Origin of the sequence: Cohaesibacter marisflavi (assembly GCF_900115225.1) — a bacterium.
Taxonomy (GTDB): domain Bacteria; phylum Pseudomonadota; class Alphaproteobacteria; order Rhizobiales; family Cohaesibacteraceae; genus Cohaesibacter; species Cohaesibacter marisflavi.
Genome location: NZ_FOVR01000003.1, coordinates 275,386 through 292,423 on the forward strand (window position 1 = coordinate 275,386; position 17,038 = coordinate 292,423).

A 17,038-nucleotide genomic window follows, 5' to 3' on the forward strand; every position below is an offset into this window, starting at 1 on the left:
ACTTGATGAGCAAGATAGCCCACGCATCTTGTGCCTTCTGGCCTTGCTGTCATCGCTGATAGGGGCGTTTATAGCCTCTGTTCAGCGAACAGTCAGGGCGCGCTTTTGTGCCTAATACCAGCGCGGGCGATAAAAGACCGTCCGCTCGGGAATGGCTTCATCGTCACTACGGTAAATTTCATATTCCATGCATTTTGGGGTGTTGGCCTTGTCCACTTGCACCGCGGTGCATTCGGCGATGAAGATTTTGCCCTCATTCAGGGTAAAGCGGATGTCCTTGGCCGGATCGTTATCGAGTTCCGACACCTTGCCGAAATAGTTTTTTCCCTCAAAGATCACCAGATCATCAAGCTTTGGCCCGCCGGGATAAAACTGGATCTTGATTTTCGTACCGTCCGGCTTTTGTCCGCTTATCTTTGCAGGCACACAGGCTGTCAAAAAAACGAACGGCAGGACGGCAAGGGTCATTCGAATGGCAGCTTTCATGACATCTCCCCCTCTGACAGGTCGCGTTATCCTAGCACAGCCCCTCCTGCGCACCACAGGACAAATCGACTTGTGCAACGCTTCGTGGCAGGGATATGGCCCTGTCTGTGCCTTCGAGAATGTGTTTGCGTCTTGAAAACACATAAAGAAAGAGCGCTGTATTGACCCTCCTCTTGAGGAAAGCCCGGACAGCGCCCTTCACTATCGAAAAAACGATAGATGCTCAGTAAGCGAAATCTTCAAAAACGCGATTGATGTTACCGCCCCATTCGTTGTTATAGCGCATGAGCAGTTGATCAGACGGCGTCAGACCGAGCGTGACCGTTTCTTCCAAGGCAGCAAGATACTGGGTTTCATCGAAGCCGGCCCCATTGACCCGCGCTCGAGCAGCCAACCCCTTGCGGGCGATATCGACGACCTTCTTGCCCAGCTCCAGAACGGTTGTGTCACGGAACGGGGTTTTGAGGCCATGCGTGGCAACAGCGATGCGCAGGGCATCACGTTCCTCTGCCGTCCAGTCCTTGACCAGATCCCACGCCGCATCTAGCGACGATTGATCATAGAGCAGGCCAGTCCAAAGCGCCGGCAACGCACAAATGCGTCGCCATGGCCCTCCGTCTGCACCGCGCATTTCGATATAGCGTTTGAGGCGTACTTCGGGGAACACGGTGGTGAGATGGTCTTCCCAATCCTGCAGGGTCGGCTCGGTATCCGGCATCCCGTCCTTGCGCTTGCCGCCAAGATATTCGCGGAAGGTAAGACCGGTCATGTCATAATAGGTGTGGTCACGCGTGATAAAATACATCGGGACATCAAGCGCCCAGTCGACATATTGCTCATAGCCGAAGCCTTCTTCAAAGGCGAACGGCAACATGCCGGTGCGGTCCTTGTCGGTATCATGCCAGATCGCCCCGCGCAGGGATTGGTAGCCATTCTTGTGGCCATCAATGAAGGGCGAGTTGGCAAACAGCGCGGTCGCGATGGGCTGCAGAGCAAGGCCGACACGCATCTTCTGCACCATGTCCGCTTCGCTGGAGAAATCAAGATTGACCTGAATGGTGCAGGAACGGAACATCATGTCGAGCCCACGGCTGCCAACCTTGGGCATGTAATTCATCATGATGTCGTAGCGGCTTTTTGGCATCACTGGCACTTCATCTAGGTGCCATTTCGGTGACACGCCCAGACCAAGGAAACCGATGCCGAGTGGATCTGCCACTTCGCGCAATTGCGCCAGGTGACGGTGCACTTCGCGGCAGGTCTGGTGGAGATTTTCCAGCGGTGCGCCAGACAGCTCGAACTGGCCACCCGGTTCAAGGGAAATAGCCCCCCCTTCGATGGGGTCGACAAGTCCGATGATCTTTCCCTTGTCCTCGATGCGTTTCCAGCCCAGCAGGCCTTCCATGCCCAGCAGCAGGCGTTCGATTCCGCGCTCCCCCTCATAAGGGACGGGGGTAAAGCTGTCTTTGTAGAAAGTGAATTTCTCGTGCTCAGAGCCGATGCGCCATTTTTCCTTTGGCTTCTCCCCTGTCGAAATGGACTCAATCAGAGCGTTGCGGTCGTTAAGGGTCAGGGCTTCAGTTTTTGTTTGGGAAGCGGCCATGAAACAGGCTCCTTGAAATATGGCAAGCGTGACAATGCTTCTTCATATGTCACGTATTGTCAAATTAGGCATTCGAAACAGGGGTTACAATGGGTGAGCTGCGCTAGTTTTGAAAAATCTGTGCAAGCAGCCCCCCGATCAGATAATCTCTTCAGCAGGCAACTCGATGGCGGATTGTCTGCGGCTCTCATTTAAGGCCTTCTGCTCACGGTAGATGATGTAGAGCCCGGCGGCAACGGTCACTGCAATGCCCCAGGCTGCGAGACTATTGGGCAGATCGGAAAAGATGAGCCATCCGATAAAGGTGGCAAAGGGAATTTCCAGATATTGCATCGGCGCCAGAGTGGCAGAGGGAGCCAGATGAACCGCCGCAGTCATCAACAGATGTCCGAGCGAGCCGATCACCCCGGCACCAACCAGAAACAGCCATTCCTCGCGAGAAGGCGATTTCAGATCAAACGCTTCAAAGCCGTCGCCATTGAGCAGCAGAATGGGCACAGCGACAATCACAAGAGCGATGACAGCGGACAGGACCTGAACCGTGACAGGATCAATCCCCCGGCTTGTCTGACGCGTTGCGAGCATGAAAATCACGAATGTGAAGGCGACGCCAACAGGCCATAGAGCATTCAATCCCACTTCCATGAAATTGGGTTGAACCACCATCAACGTACCGGCAAAACCGACAAGAGCCGCCATAATGCGATGGGGACCAACGACCTCCTTCATGACCACATGACCAACCAGCAACATCAGGATCGGATAGATGAAGCAAATAGCTGTTGTATCCGCCAGCGGCATATACATGAGGCCAATATAGATGAAGGCAATCCCGGAAATCTGCATCACCGCGCGGATCAGAAGCCGCCACCAGATATAGGAAGACAAACGGAAGATATGGCCGATGGTTCGTTGCCTGATCAGCATGATGGCCCCCATGAACAGGAACTGAAGACTGAAGCGCACCACAATCACCGTAAGCACCGGCACAGTTTCTCCCAACAGCTTCAGACAGGCATCGCTGAAGGGAATCAGCATGCAGAAGAGCACCATAAGGAGAATACCCAGAACGGGATTATCCCCTTCGAAACTGGCAGTTTTGGGTGTACTGGCAGACATGCTCTCGGCCTCACTACAGCAATTGGACATTATTCGGAGCAAGCCTTGAGCGAAGACGCAGCTTGCTCCCGATCAGATCAATGAAAGAAAATCTCGGAAAATACCAAATGCCTGACCGAATTTCTGTTCCGATCAGGCAGTGTCGTTACAGAACTCCCCTACAGTATGGTGCGCAATGCAACAAATGAAACTTATTGATCAATCACACAGTGTCTGTGATGGATCGAACCAAACAGCTTCATTCGCCTGCCTCCACTCCATGCAGGGCGGGGAAGAAGGGCTAATCCGTAAGGGCCAATTTGGCTCCAAGGCTCACAAGCAGGCCGCCAAAGGCGCGATCCAGCCATAAAGCAACGGTCTTGTTATTGCGCAGATAGGTACCCAAAGGGGCGGCCAGCATGATGAAGCCCGCCTCAATGACCAGCCCGACACCAATGACGATGGCACCAAGCAGAACGGTATCCAGAAATATCTGATGCCCATTGAGCGTGCCATCATGCGGGATGAACTGGGGTAGAAAAGCGAGGAAAAACAGAGCGACCTTGGGATTGAGTACATCAATCAGCACGCCCTGACGATAGGCTGCCCAGTCCGAAAGCTGCTTTTTCGGCTTGGCCTCTGTCGGCAGAACGCTCTCACGTGAAAAGAGTGCCTTGGCCCCGAGCCATACCAGATAGCCCGCGCCCACATATTTGACGATCATGAAGGCCGTGGCAGAGGTTGCCAAAATGGCAGACACCCCAAGGGCTGCGGCCATGACATGCACCAAGGCACCAGAACAAACGCCGAGCGAGGCTGCAAATCCGATTTTTCGACCGTGCCCCAATGTGCGCGACAGAATGAAAATAAGATCTGGCCCCGGCGCTAAATTGAGCATCAGGCAGGCAACAAGAAACAGGCCCCAGGCCTCGGCGGACATGAACATGATCGAACGGCTTTCTGGATCGCCAGTTTGATGGTTCACTCAAACCGGCTCTTGGATCGTGCTGAAAAAGAAAAAACTGACTTGGTTGGCCAGCCTTTCATTGGAAAGTGAAATGAGCCTAGCCCCATAGGGCAAAGGAAACAACCCTCAAGCACAGCGGCAAATCGGCAACCCGGACGCATGGTCAGGCATGCCCATCAACCCAACTGCTTTGCCCGGTTCGCCCCTCAGTGTGGCTGGTCAGCCCAGTCTCCCAGAACCGCCTGAACGATGGCCAATGCTGCCACTGCGGCGGTATCGGCGCGCAAGATGCGGGGTCCGAGCGGAATGGGGGTTACGAAAGAAGATGCACGCAACGTTTCGCGCTCTTCTGCCGAGAAGCCACCTTCCGGACCAATGAGAACAGCAAGCGGCGGCACGGCGTTGCCCTCCCCGCGAATGGTATCGAGAATGGCCAGAGGATCTTTGCCCAACTCCCCTTCATCACAGAAGATGATGTGGCGTCCTTCGTCAGTGCTTTCCCAATTGGCCAGCAGCTTGGCAAGGGGTGTCGCCTCTGTCACGTCGGGAATGGCCAGAATGCCGCATTGCTCGGCAGCCTCCACGACATTCATCCTCATCTTGTCGAGCTTGGGGCGGCGCTCCTGCGTGTGTTGAGTGAAAACAGAGCGCAGTTGACTAACGCCCATCTCCACCGCTTTCTGCGCCATATAGTCGATGCGGGCGGACTTAAGCGGCGCGAACAGATAATGCAGATCACTCGCCTCAGGCTTAGGCTGAGGGCGCACCTGCTCAACCGGAATGAGCGCGCATTTCTTGCGGCCCATGGGACGGACTTCCACTTTCCATTCGCCATCCCTGCCATTAAAGATGAGCATCTCGTCGCCTTCCTGCATGCGCAGGACATTGAGCAGATAGTTGGCCTGTGCCCGTTCGCACGGGATGGCAATCCGCTCGGCAATATCCTGTTCCACCCACAGGCGCTGGCTCTTGAAATCATAATGGGACATGGCGGCCTCGTTCGGTCGATCTGTTTTCCCCTTTTTCTTAACTGAATTTCCCCCAAGAGCAAGGGGGCACTGTGTGATCCGTGCCGCTTTGGCGCAAAAGCTCCGGCCCGATGCTTGACCAGAGGTGCAAAGATGGGCACCAATGGACCAATTCAAACGAATCTCAATCAGGAATCATCATGGTCGAACGCGCGCCCAGCAATGCAGCCGAATTTACCGTTTCTGAAATTTCCTATGCGGTGAAATCCTCCATCGAGGATCAGTTCGGCTATGTGCGCGTGCGTGGTGAGCTGGGGCGGGTGTCTCGTCCCGCATCGGGCCATATCTATCTTGATCTGAAAGACGACAAGTCGGTGCTCTCGGGCGTCATCTGGCGCGGTGCGGCCAGCAAGTTAGCAGTCAAACCCGAACAGGGACTTGAAGTGGTTGCCACCGGCAAGCTGACGACCTTCCCCGGCCAGTCCAAATATCAAATGGTCATCGACCATATGGAACCAGCTGGCGCAGGCGCACTGATGGCGCTTCTGGAAGAGCGCAAGAAGAAACTGGCGGCAGAAGGGCTGTTCGCGCAGGAGCGCAAGAAGCCCCTTCCCCATTTGCCCAGTGTGATTGGTGTTGTCACCTCGCCCAGCGGCGCGGTCATCCGCGATATCCTGCATCGTGTGCGAGATCGCTTTCCGGTGCATGTCATCGTCTGGCCTGTGCGGGTTCAGGGCGAGAGCTGCGCCGCAGAAGTGGCCAATGGTGTGCGTGGCTTTAATGCGCTGCCGGTTGGCGGCCCCATTCCGCGCCCGGACCTGATTATCGTGGCGCGCGGCGGCGGCAGCCTTGAGGATCTCTGGGGGTTCAACGAAGAAGCCCCGGCCCGCGCGGTTGCCGAGAGTGATATTCCGGTGATTTCCGCTGTCGGCCATGAGACCGACGTCACGCTCATCGATTATGTCGCCGACTTGCGTGCGCCAACCCCGACGGGGGCTGCCGAAGTGGCTCTGCCGGTGCGATCAGAACTGGTGGCCACCCTTGGCGATCTGCATTTGCGCCAATATGGCGCCATTTCGCGCATGATGGATCGCCGCCGCTCCGATCTGCGCTCGGCAGCGCGTGCCCTACCACAACCGCGGGACATTCTGGCGCTGGCCCGTCAACGCTTTGATATGGTTTCGGGGCGTCTCGAGCAGGGCCTGATCGGTTCAACGCAAGTGCGCCGTTCCCGGCTGGATGTCGCGGCAGGCCGTTTGCGCCCCACCCTTGTGACCGAGCGGTTGAAAGTGCAGAGAGACCGCCTTGGCGAGCGCAGCGATCGCCTGCACAAGAGCCTTGCCATCTCCAGCCAGACCAAGCGCGCCCAGCTTTCGGGCACCGCTGTCCGCCTGCGCGCCGAACTTGTCACGGGGCGCATCGAGCTACAGACAGAGCGGCTGACGGACCGGACTGCGCGGCTCAATCGCGTGTCTCTTCTCACCGTTGAGCAGAAGCGCAAGCAACTGGATGCGGCCAGCCGCCTGCTCGAGAGCCTTTCGCACAAGGGCGTACTCAAACGCGGCTTTGCGCTGGTTCGCGACCGCAATGGCAAACTGATTCGCCGGGCCGAACAGATCAATCCCGGCTCTCCCCTCAGCCTCAGCTTCGAGGATGGCTCCATCAGCGCCACCGCTTCCCTGATCGATAGCTACGAGCCCGGACCGGTTTCCATGGCGAACCCGCCGAGCACTCCTGAAGCCATTGTCCCGGCAGCCGAGGAAAGAAGCGAGGACAAGACTGATAGTACGCCCGAAGCCGGATCGACCGGCATCATGAGCGCCGACGCGATTTCTGCGGAAGATATCGAAGCCCATTTGCGCACGATCGCGGGCAAGCGGGCCCGTCGGCGCGTAGCCAAAGCCAAGGATATTCCGGTTGAAAATGTGCCCGTACCGGAAACACCAGAAGGCGAACCGGAAGCAACCCCGAAAGAGGATAATGCTCCAGTTGAGGAGGCTGTCGCCAAAGTTCTGACCGAAGACGCCTCTGCGGAACGACTGGAGAAGGCAACCGCCAAGCTCACCGAAGCGATCGAACAGGAAATCCTGACGCGCCTCAAGGAACAAGACAAAGCCAAAGAGCCGCAAAAGCCGGCCCGCCCGCGCAAAAAAAGCAGCAAGAAGAGCGATGATGACGCGCAGGGCAGCCTGTTTTAAAGCTAGACGCGTTTGACGTGGTCGCCAACCCGGTACGCTTGAGACAAATCAGAAATGCCAGTAGCTTTTGACAGCCGCTGGCATTGTCTTGTCTATCGCAGGCAAAGCATCCAAAGCTTCGCCTGTTAAGAAATCCGAGGACTGTTATTCGCCCTTGAGCTGGGCGATGATGCCCGTTGCACCACTCTTCTCGACTTCGCCTGGATTTTCTTCCAGATTGAAGTGGGTCACGGTGCCATTGTCCACGATCATGGAAAAGCGCTGGAAGCGGATGCCCATGCCGCCCGCTGTAGCGTCCAGATCAAGGCCCGTTGCCTTTGCAAAGTCGGCATTGCCATCAGCCAGGAAGGTAATCTGGCCCTTGCCGCCGCTCGCCTTGGACCATGCGTCCATGACATAAACGTCGTTGGCAGCCACAACGGCAACCTCGTCGACGCCCAGCGCGTGCAATCCGTCAATGCTGTTGATATAGCCCGGCAGATGGTTGAGATGGCAGGTTGGTGTAAACGCACCCGGCACCCCGAAGATGACAACCTTGCGGCCAGCACAAAGATCAGACACGGTACGCTGTTCCTTGCCGTCCTCTCCCATTACGAGAAATGTTGCTTCTGGAAGCTTGTCGCCAACTTTAATCATCTTGGCCTCTCTTTCCTTCAAATCTATTTTGCAAGAATTCTTGTTTCAACCACGGCCTCATCGCCATTGGTCAACGTAAAAGTCAATTTGGCCCCTTGGGTTTTTGCATCCTTGGGGAGCCCTTCAAGACGTAGAAAAAAGCGTTCTTGCCCTTCTACGTTATTTTCCATATGGGTTGTCAGAGGCAAAAACCAACCCTCGGGCGCTTCTACGAACAGATCTTTTTTGCCATATCCATCTGGGATGCGTGCACTGATGATGAGGCTGTCTCCGCCGTCGTCCATCTTGGCATGTTTAATATCCGTAATGGTGAAATCGTCACGCGGGGCAGTTGGCACCAGTGCCATATCGCGATCAATCAGCAGCTCGGTTCCAAGATCGTGATCGCCAGAGGCCGGAATCTTCAGGGAAAATTCCGCATCGAGCGGCACGCAAAGCTCTGCACAAAGCCCGACCTGAGCGGCGAGATCCATCACGACAGGTGCGTTCTTGTCTGCAGGCGTGACAAGGAAAGGAAAAATGATGGCGTCCTTATAGCCCAGCAGCTCAATGCCGCCAGCCCCAATGCGGTGGGGCACCGGCCACAGGGTTTTGATGCTGGCAACATTCTGTGACGCAGAGGTGTCGAAACTGGGTGGCAGGCCGGACTCACCGGGCACTTTCCAATAGGTCTTCCACCCTTCATCCAATCGGATTTCCAGCCCGGCCTTGAGGCTGCCATTCTGCATGCCCGCGCTCACAAGACGCATTTTACCGCCTTCGGTTTCTTGCCAATCAGAAGTCGCAGCCTGAGCAAAAGTAACAGGCAACAGAGTGGAAACCGCAGCCATCAACATGCAAGCCACCGTTATTGTCTGGAATTTTTCAAATGGTTTCATGGACTTCATGGGTTTCACCTGTTTTATTGCGCGGGCTTTAACGGGTGGCGCGTCACACCGGCATGGTGACGTAGGATCGTCTATGCAAAAACCCGTTCGTTCATCATTGAACTTCAAAATTGAACTTATTGTGGCTACCATCTATGCTTATTGCGATTTGCATCTCCGGCTACACACAATTTTATGTGATGAAACATAGCTTGATGACAAGTCACCCCATTGAAGCGCTTTACAGCGCGCCATGCACGCAGTTACCTTTATTGATATGATCGAGCACGTAACAAAACAGCAGTCAAGCATAATGCCTTCTTCATTGGAGGGACAGTTTCTTATTGCCATGCCAAACCTGAAGGGGCCGCATTTCGAGCGCTCTGTTGTCTATTTATGCTCTCATTCCGAAGATGGGGCGATGGGCCTTGTGGTCAATCATGTATCCAGCCAAATCACCTTCCCCGATCTTTTGCGTCAGGTCGATATCCTGAGCGATGAGGAAGACATGATTAATCTGCCCCAACCCCTGCAGAGCATGGATGTGCTTGATGGTGGGCCGGTGGATCAGGGACGTGGCTTCGTGCTGCATAGTGCCGACTATCAACTGGAAGCATCTACGCTCGCTGTTTCCAGTGAAATCTGCCTGACGGCCACGGTTGAAATCCTGAAGGCTCTGGCCGAAGGCAAAGGCCCCAGTTCGGCGCTGCTGACGCTTGGCTATGCCGGGTGGTCTCCTGGGCAGTTGGAAGACGAATTGCAGAATAACAGCTGGTTGACCTGCAACGCCGACCGGTCCCTATTGTTTGAATGCGCCCCGGACCAGCGCTATGAGGCCGGGCTCAAGCTTTTGGGCATTGATCTGTCGATGCTATCCAGCGAGGCCGGGCACGCCTAAGGCGTGCCACTTGAGACACTCCACTTGGCGTCCCCCCAAAAATTCTCTGATTGTAGCGAAACGCAAACAACCGACATCATTAAGTCGACTTTTCCAAATCAAGAGCCAGAGTGAATAGGCAAGAGATCTCAGGACTTCTTGCCGCCTCCGCGCATGGCCTGCTGAATAGCCGATGCAATATCCTGATCAATATTGGAAAGATCCGGCATATTGAACGGGAATTCGCCATCGTCCTGAGCCTTGGCAATCTCGGCGTCTGACAGCTGGGCCGGGACAGCAGCACTCTCCCCTTCCGGCTGACGCTCGGGTACTGTTTGCTCCGGTACGACCGGCGGTGTGTTACCCTCGGCCTCTGACACGACAGGATGACTTCCCGCAGCGGGCTTTGGCTCAGAGGCCACGCCCGCATCCACGGCAGGCGCTGCCGTGGTCTCCATCAGGGCTGCTTTGCCTTCAGGAGAGCGAACCGGCTCTACAGGAACGGTTGCCGGCGCTTGTGGTTGTGGTTGAGCCGTCTGCGTAGAGTGCGCAGGTGCCTGCATTTGGGATTCTTCTGCAGCTTTCGTCACCTGAGCCCCTTGCCCACCATGAGCCGCGGGCGCACGCTGAGTGCCTTGCTGGGCATTTCTTGGCCCAGACTGGTTATTGTCTTGAGGCCCGCCCAAAGCGTCACCCTGACGCGGCCCACCCTGAGCAGGAATTGCCGGACGGCTCTGATCAGCCGCAGCTGTCGCCTGATTGGGCTGACCGTGTGCCACAGGACGCCCCTGAGCATTACCCTTCCCTTGGGCATTGCGCTGGCCTTGAGCATGATCACGCCCCTGCCCCTGATGGCCTCTGGCCTGTGATGCCGGGCCTTGCGCTGCCCGTCCTTGCGCTGCCCGTCCTTGTCCTGCCTGACCTCGGCCAGCCTGAGCTGCTCCTTGTCTATTCCCCCCTTGGACCTTGCCAGCCGGACCACCTTGCGGGTTGCCTTTCTGCGGGCCTCTGTGCGAGCCTTTTCCTGGCTGCGCCTTGTTCTCGGCAGGCTGATTGGCGGCAGCAACTCTAGGCATGGGAACAGGAACATCCGATTGGGAGGCGCTGGAACCATCCTTTTCATCGTCCGCCTTCTTAAACGGGTTGGAGAGGAGAGATTTGGCGCCACTCATCTTCTCGCGCAACGCAGCACCGAAGCGACCAGCGGTCTTGCCGGACATTTTCGTCTCGTCCGCCTCTTGGCCGGATATATCGGCAACCGCTTCCTGAGCCGCTGAGCCAACGGCTTCTTCAAGCGATGACTGAAGATCTAATGCCTCGTCATCCTTCTTTGCCTCTTTGGCTGAGGGATAGTGCGGATGGGGCGTCTGAGCTGCAGCATGTGGAGCGGCGCTCTCGCGCTTTGGTTCAGAGCCTTCTTCAGCCTTGCCTGGCGAAGCGGCTGCTTGAGGGGCAGCTTTGTGTGGCACAGGACTGGAAAGCGTCTGACGGGCTGTTCGGGTGATGTCTCCCGCCTTCAGCTCAAAAGCATGCCTGGCTTTGTCGTCCGCAGCTTTCCCTTCTTTATTGCCGTTGCCCGTATTGCCATTGCCTGTCTGGTCTGAGGTGTCTTCCAGCTCAACAGCCAAACTCTCGGCGAGCATTGCTTCAAGGGAATCTTCCTCAGCGGCCTCTTTTACTGATGGCTCAACCTTGGTCGGCTCTGGCTGCTTACGCACAGGTTCGGGAGTTTTGAACCCTTGGGCAGCGACTTCGCGGGCGTGAGCCTGAGCGCGTTCAAGCTCTTCGGCGTCCTTGCGGCGTTTTTCCTCGCGCTGTTGACGTTCTTCTTCGGCTTTCTGGGCAGCAGCTTCCTGCGCGGCGCGCTGACGGCGTGCCTGCATTTCCTGCTGCATCTGACGAGCCAGATCAATCTGCTTGGTGAGTAGTATTTCGGCGTCTTCAGCGGTCAACGGTTTACCAAACAGATAACCCTGCCCCAATGGGCAGCCCATGGTGCTCAATTGCTCGACAGACTGCTCACTTTCAATCCCTTCAGCAACGAGGCTCAAACCCAGATCATGGGCAAGCTTGACGATAGATTGCAAGATGACTTGCGATGTACCCTTGTCACTGACGACAAAACTCTTGTCGATCTTCAGTGTGTCGAACGGAAAATGCTGTAGATAGGACAGCGACGAATAACCCGTGCCGAAATCATCCAGAGAAAGCCCTGCCCCCAGCTGACGCAGACGCATCAGCACCTGAGAGGCATATTCGGGATTTTCCATCACAAGGCTCTCGGTCAATTCCAGCTTCAAGGTGCCGGCATTGACGCTGGAACGCGACAGAATGGTCTTTACATCATTGATCAGGTCGTGGCGAAGCAGTTGCTGGGACGACACATTCACGCTCATGAACAGCCGATCCATTCCTTCCAGCGCCTGTTGCCACTGGTTGAGCTGGCGTGCAGCCTGCTCCATGACATAAAGCCCAAGCGGCAGGATATAGCCGGTGCGCTCGGCTGCCGGGATGAATTCAGACGGCGGAATGAGCCCGCGCTGAGGGTGATGCCAGCGGGTCAGCGCTTCGAAACCCTGAATCATACGTGATTCCAGATCCACGATCGGCTGATAGACAATCTCGAACTCGTTGCGTTCGATAGCGGCTTGCAAATCCTTATCGAGCGGACCACGCAACTTGCCCTGCTGGCGCAGAGAAGGCCGGAAGGGTTCAATGCGATCCCCGCCCATGCGCTTGGCATGATAGAGTGCCAACTCGGCGTCATTGACCACGTCAGCGGCGGTCATATGGGCCTGAATATCATGAATGGCTATGCCGATGGAAACCGACAGGCTCAGTTCCTTGTCACCAAAGACGATCGGGGCACGCAGCACCTTGCGGGCGCTATCGGCAAAGACGGCAATACGCTCGGGCTGCTGTTCAGACAGAAGCACAATGGCGAACTGGTCACCATAGAAGCGCGCGATCGAATCCTGAACCTTGAGCAAACGCGTCAGGCGGCGGGCGACCGTGAGCAGAATGGAGTCTCCGACAGACAGGCCGTAATTGTCGTTGATTTCGCGGAAATTATCTATATCGATCAGAAGTGTAGCAGGTCTTGCCGCCCCTTCGGCCTTGGTGCGGTTCATGGCCGCTGTCAGGCGATCATACAGCAACTCGCGATTGGCAAGCCCGGTGAGATTGTCATGCACGGCATCATGGAGCATGCGCTCTTCGGCGGTCCGCTGGTTGGTGGTGTCCAGCAAGGTGCCCACGCAGCGCACGACTTCACCATCGGTGCCAACAACGGGGCGCGCCCGCAGGCGGAACCAGTGATAATGGCCATCTTCAGCGCGCAGGCGGAAGTCGAGATTCACTCGTCCGCGCCGTTGCTCGATAATGGCATCCAATACGGCAGTGAAGCGGTCTTTATCCTGCGGGTGGATCAGATCAAGCCAATCGCGGGCAGGCCCTTCCAGAGCGCCGCGCTTGAGGCCCAAAAGCTTTTCCGCCTCGCGTGACGTATGCATGCGATCGCGCGGAACATCCCAGTCCCAGACGATATCGCCCGAGCCGACAATGGCCAGCGCACGTCGTTCGCTATCGGACACGATGCCCTGTGCGAGAATGCCGCCAGAGAAGGCATGCTGCATGATAGTGAAGCAGAAGAGCAGCACCAACAGCACCAGGCCACCATTGAGCGCTGGCTGCACCAGATCATTGTCCAGCACACCGGCCACGGCAGCCCCCGCAGCGAGCAACCAGAGCAGCATCAGAATCCAGGTCGGGATCAACATGATGGCCCGGTCAAATCCGGTGTAGGAGAGATAGAGAATAACGGCAAAGCCAGCGACCGCCGTGATCACCATGGACAGGCGCGCAATACCGGCTCCTAGCGATGGATCATAAAGCGCTACGCCAAGCACAACGATGAGGAACAGCAACCAGACGCCGGAGGCGTGCAGATAGCGCACATGCCATCGATGCAGCGTGAGATAGGTAAAGAGCAGAATGAGAATAGAGGCGGAAAAAGCGACCTCAGCCACTGCGCGCCAGATTGGCTCATGCGCGGTGGGAATATCGAATAACCGGCCCATGAAGCCGAAGTCGATCGCCAGATAGGCGAGCACGGACCAAGCCAACAAGGCCGCCGCCGGGAACATGGCTGCACCCTTGACGACAAACAGGATTGTCAAGAAAAGCGCCAACAGCCCGGCAATGCCAAGCACGATACCGCGATAGAAGGTATAGCTGTTGACATAGTCCTTATAGGCTTCTGGCTGCCAAAGAGTGAGGCTCGTCAGGCTCTTTGAGCTTTGCTCCCCGACGAAGGTAACCACATTGCCCGGGTCAAGCGTAACGCGAAACACGTCTGCCTCGGTGTCGGGGATACGCTCTGGCGCAAAGCCTTGCGAGGTGGAAATGGAATAGACCCGCCGGTCTCCCAGATCGGGCTTGAGCAAACCGGAGCCGGAAAGCTGAAAATGGGGTACGACCAGATAGCGGTCGATCTGGCGATCCGTGTTGTTGGCAAGCGCAAACACAAACCAGCCCGGCACAGAGCCTTGCTGGCGCGCGCGCACTTCAATACGGCGGACGATGCCATCGGGACCGGGCGCGGTCGACACCTGCAAACGATCTTCATCGCCCTCATAAAACTCGACCACATTGTCCAGCTTGAGCACTTTGGTGTCAGCATTGACATCGACAGCTTCCACGGCCCATGCGGCAGACGTGGCCACCAAGCCAAGGATCATGGCCAGAAGAGATATGATCAGGACGGATACGCGATTCACCAGGGGCCCTCTCTCATTCAGCATCCGTGTGGACGCAGTGCACCATAGTTAAAATTTTGCTTTGCGCCATACAAGGCGTAATTCTCAATTTCCTGCCTTTTTAAAAAGGAAAAGGCCGCTTAGGCTGTTATGAAGGCAAGGTTTCCCCTTACACGCGCGTTATTCGTAGCATCACTTCTTGTCTGTCCATGACCAATCGGACATTCCATCACAAAATGGAATCGCTCCAGCAGCCTGAACCGATGCGGCCCATTTTCAAAAACCGACAGACATGATGACATCACTGCGCAAGGCAGAGAAGAGCAGATGGTCTTCCCATTGTCCGTTGATGCAGAGATAGCTACGCGCTTTGCCTTCCAGCTGAAAGCCCGATTTCTTCAACACCGAGATGGATGCGCTGTTGGTTGGCAAACAGGCCGCCTCGATGCGATGAAGGCCCTGACAATCAAACAAATAGGGCAGAAGCAAGGCCAATGCCCGACTCATATTTCCTTGTCCTGCGTGATTTTCACCCATCCAGTAACCAATGGTTGCCGTCTGGCAAATGCCTCTGCGTATGTTGCTGACATTGACCCCGCCCAGCAGGCGATTGTCTCTGGCATCGAAAATCAGATAGGGCAAGGCGCGGCCGGTCTTGCGGTCCCGGCGGTACTGGTCCAACCGACGGCGATAGCCGCGCATTGTCAAATCATCCCGTGGCCAGAGCGGCTCCCAAGGTTTGAGGAAACCGGCACTGGCCGTGCGCAGCCTCACCCATTGGGCAAAATCTCCCTTAACCGGGTGACGCAGATAGAGGCTATGTCCACTTAGACGCGGGTGGACAGCCCCACGCGCCGAGGTTCGGCTTACGATCGAGCCAAGGGCTGCCGTAAAAAAGCTGGTGGATGCTCCAGCGCGGATCCCTTTGAAGCGGGCAGCTTTCTCAGGAAACATGTCCATGCCTTTCCAATGTGCAAACAAGATCAGCCACTCAAAGCTTCCTTGTTGGCGGAAGCAGAGCGGGCAGGATTGTCGGCCAAGGCATTCGTGGAAAGGTCACCTGACGCTCTCATGCACCCGGCCTTGCAAAAGAGCCAAGGCAACCACCAGTCAATGCCAATATCAAAGCTTAGCGCAGAGAAATGACCAAGGGGAAGACATACTTTTTGAAAAGCTTTGAAATTCTTGCCCAATCATCGATTGTTACGGCACATTTTCATTCAAATGCGCCTCTTTGAGGGCTTTTGCCGTGTTGCCGTGCCGAAACTGATGGCACAGGGCGCGGATCAGGCTTTGGGGCGGGGAGCGCCGAGACGGTCGGCAACTTCGTCAATCCACATCAGATTCTGCACAGGCCCGACCGACGCCATGGATGGAACTCCGGAACAGAAAATCTTTTCGGCCAGTGCGCGTACATCCGCAACGGACACATCGGCAACGGTTTCTTCCATCTCTTCCAACAGACGCGGACGGCCATAGAGCACCACCTGTCGAGACAACTGGCTGGCGCGCGAGGCCGGACTTTCGGTTCCCATCAACAAGCCGGCCTTGATCTGGGCTCGAGCGCGTTCCAGCTCCTGCTGGGTGAGATCTTCAGCCACTCGTGTCAGCTCGCCGGTGATCACCGGCAGCAGCTCGGGAAGATGTTCCGCAGCAGTAGCTGCATGAATACCGAACAGGCCGCTATCCTCAAAGCCCCAATGCAGCGTGTAGATGGAATAGCAAAGCCCCCTCTTCTCGCGCACTTCCTGGAACAGGCGCGAAGACATGCCGCCGCCCAGAATGGCCGCCAGCAGTTGGGCAACGTAATAGTTATCATCGGTAAAGGAGCAACCTTCAAAGCCCAGCACTACCTGCGCTTCCATCAGGTCTTTCTGCAAATCGCGGCTTTCACCGCCCTTATAGACGGCTTTCTGCAAGGGCTTGGGCGGGGTTTTACTGAAGCCGGAGAAAGCTTTTTCGCCCAGATCAACCAGATCGTCATGGCGCACGGCCCCGGCGGCCGACAGGATCATGTTGGGTCCGTGATAATGGGTGCCCATGTAATTTTCGATATCGAAGGATGAAAAGCCCTGAACCGTTTCCGGCGTCCCCAGAATGGTGCGGCCAAGCGGTTGATCCGGATAAGCCTGTTCCAGGATATGATCGAAGACACGGTCTTCCGGCATATCGTAGGCAGCGCCGATTTCCTGAATGATGACCTGCTTTTCGCGCTCAAGCTCCTCCTCATCGAAGGTGGAATTGGCCAGAATGTCCCCCAGAATATCGATGGCCAGCGGCAGGTCATCTTCGAGGATACGGACAAAATAGGACGTATTCTCGATACCGGTGGAGGCATTCACATCGCCGCCAACAGACTCGATCTCTTCGACAATTTGTACCGCAGAACGGATTTCCGTACCTTTGAACGCCATATGCTCCAACAGGTGGGAAATGCCGTGCTCATTCTCGTCTTCAGAGCGTGACCCCGCATTGACCCAGACGCCAACGGCAGAGCTTTTCAGGTGGGGCATCTGATCGGACACGACGGTCATGCCATTGGCAAGGCGGGTCATATTGACGGACAATGGGTTTCTGCTCCT

10 protein-coding genes and 2 pseudogenes are annotated in these 17,038 nt (G+C 56.2%); 2 read left to right on the forward strand and 10 right to left on the reverse strand.

The genetic code is table 11. The features are described from left to right. Positions 1-111: 111 nt before the first annotated feature. The 5 genes from BM258_RS07990 to BM258_RS08010 form a co-directional block, all read right to left on the reverse strand. Positions 112-486 (reverse strand): hypothetical protein, encoded by a 375-nt coding sequence (locus tag BM258_RS07990; RefSeq protein ID WP_090070914.1) that lies wholly within the window; start codon positions 484-486, stop codon positions 112-114. A 223-nt stretch (positions 487-709) separates the two neighbouring features. After that, on the reverse strand, positions 710-2,089 hold the full coding sequence (locus tag BM258_RS07995) for a glutamate--cysteine ligase (protein WP_090070915.1): 1,380 nt from the start codon (positions 2,087-2,089) through the stop codon (positions 710-712). A 138-nt stretch (positions 2,090-2,227) separates the two neighbouring features. Further along, the gene (locus tag BM258_RS08000; RefSeq protein ID WP_175527987.1) at positions 2,228-3,208 is read right to left on the reverse strand and encodes a DMT family transporter; all 981 of its coding nucleotides are present in this window, start codon (positions 3,206-3,208) and stop codon (positions 2,228-2,230) included. A gap of 280 nt (positions 3,209-3,488) precedes the next feature. Continuing rightward, positions 3,489-4,172, reverse strand: a complete 684-nt coding sequence (locus BM258_RS08005) for a LysE family translocator (RefSeq protein ID WP_244544632.1) — start codon at positions 4,170-4,172, stop codon at positions 3,489-3,491. 188 nt (positions 4,173-4,360) lie between these two features. Further along, positions 4,361-5,143, reverse strand: a complete 783-nt coding sequence (locus tag BM258_RS08010; RefSeq protein WP_090070919.1) for a 16S rRNA (uracil(1498)-N(3))-methyltransferase — start codon at positions 5,141-5,143, stop codon at positions 4,361-4,363. A 179-nt stretch (positions 5,144-5,322) separates the two neighbouring features. Here BM258_RS08010 and xseA point away from each other — a divergent pair. Continuing rightward, positions 5,323-6,798 (forward strand): annotated as a pseudogene (gene xseA, locus BM258_RS08015) (exodeoxyribonuclease VII large subunit); the annotation flags it as partial. Between the two features lie 666 nt (positions 6,799-7,464). Here xseA and BM258_RS08020 read toward each other — a convergent pair. Both BM258_RS08020 and BM258_RS08025 read right to left on the reverse strand, forming a co-directional pair. Then, complete coding sequence (locus BM258_RS08020; RefSeq protein ID WP_090071305.1) at positions 7,465-7,956, reverse strand: peroxiredoxin; 492 nt, start codon at positions 7,954-7,956, stop codon at positions 7,465-7,467. A gap of 23 nt (positions 7,957-7,979) precedes the next feature. Then, positions 7,980-8,843 carry a protein-disulfide reductase DsbD domain-containing protein gene (locus BM258_RS08025; protein ID WP_175527988.1) on the reverse strand — a complete coding sequence of 288 codons (864 nt, stop codon included), beginning with the start codon at positions 8,841-8,843 and terminating at the stop codon, positions 7,980-7,982. A gap of 292 nt (positions 8,844-9,135) precedes the next feature. On the opposite strand from BM258_RS08025, the gene BM258_RS08030 reads away from it, so the two are divergent. After that, positions 9,136-9,720 (forward strand): YqgE/AlgH family protein, encoded by a 585-nt coding sequence (locus BM258_RS08030; protein ID WP_244544633.1) that lies wholly within the window; start codon positions 9,136-9,138, stop codon positions 9,718-9,720. 1,892 nt (positions 9,721-11,612) lie between these two features. Here the strand turns inward: BM258_RS08030 and BM258_RS24740 are convergent. The 3 genes and pseudogenes from BM258_RS24740 to BM258_RS08050 all read right to left on the reverse strand — a co-directional run. Further along, positions 11,613-14,438: pseudogene (locus tag BM258_RS24740) on the reverse strand (EAL domain-containing protein); the annotation flags it as partial. Between the two features lie 294 nt (positions 14,439-14,732). Further along, positions 14,733-15,410: a GNAT family N-acetyltransferase gene (locus tag BM258_RS08040; RefSeq protein ID WP_090071308.1), complete on the reverse strand. Its 678-nt coding sequence runs from the start codon at positions 15,408-15,410 to the stop codon at positions 14,733-14,735. 332 nt (positions 15,411-15,742) lie between these two features. Then, the gene (locus tag BM258_RS08050) at positions 15,743-17,023 is read right to left on the reverse strand and encodes a M16 family metallopeptidase (protein WP_175527989.1); all 1,281 of its coding nucleotides are present in this window, start codon (positions 17,021-17,023) and stop codon (positions 15,743-15,745) included. Positions 17,024-17,038: the final 15 nt, after the last annotated feature.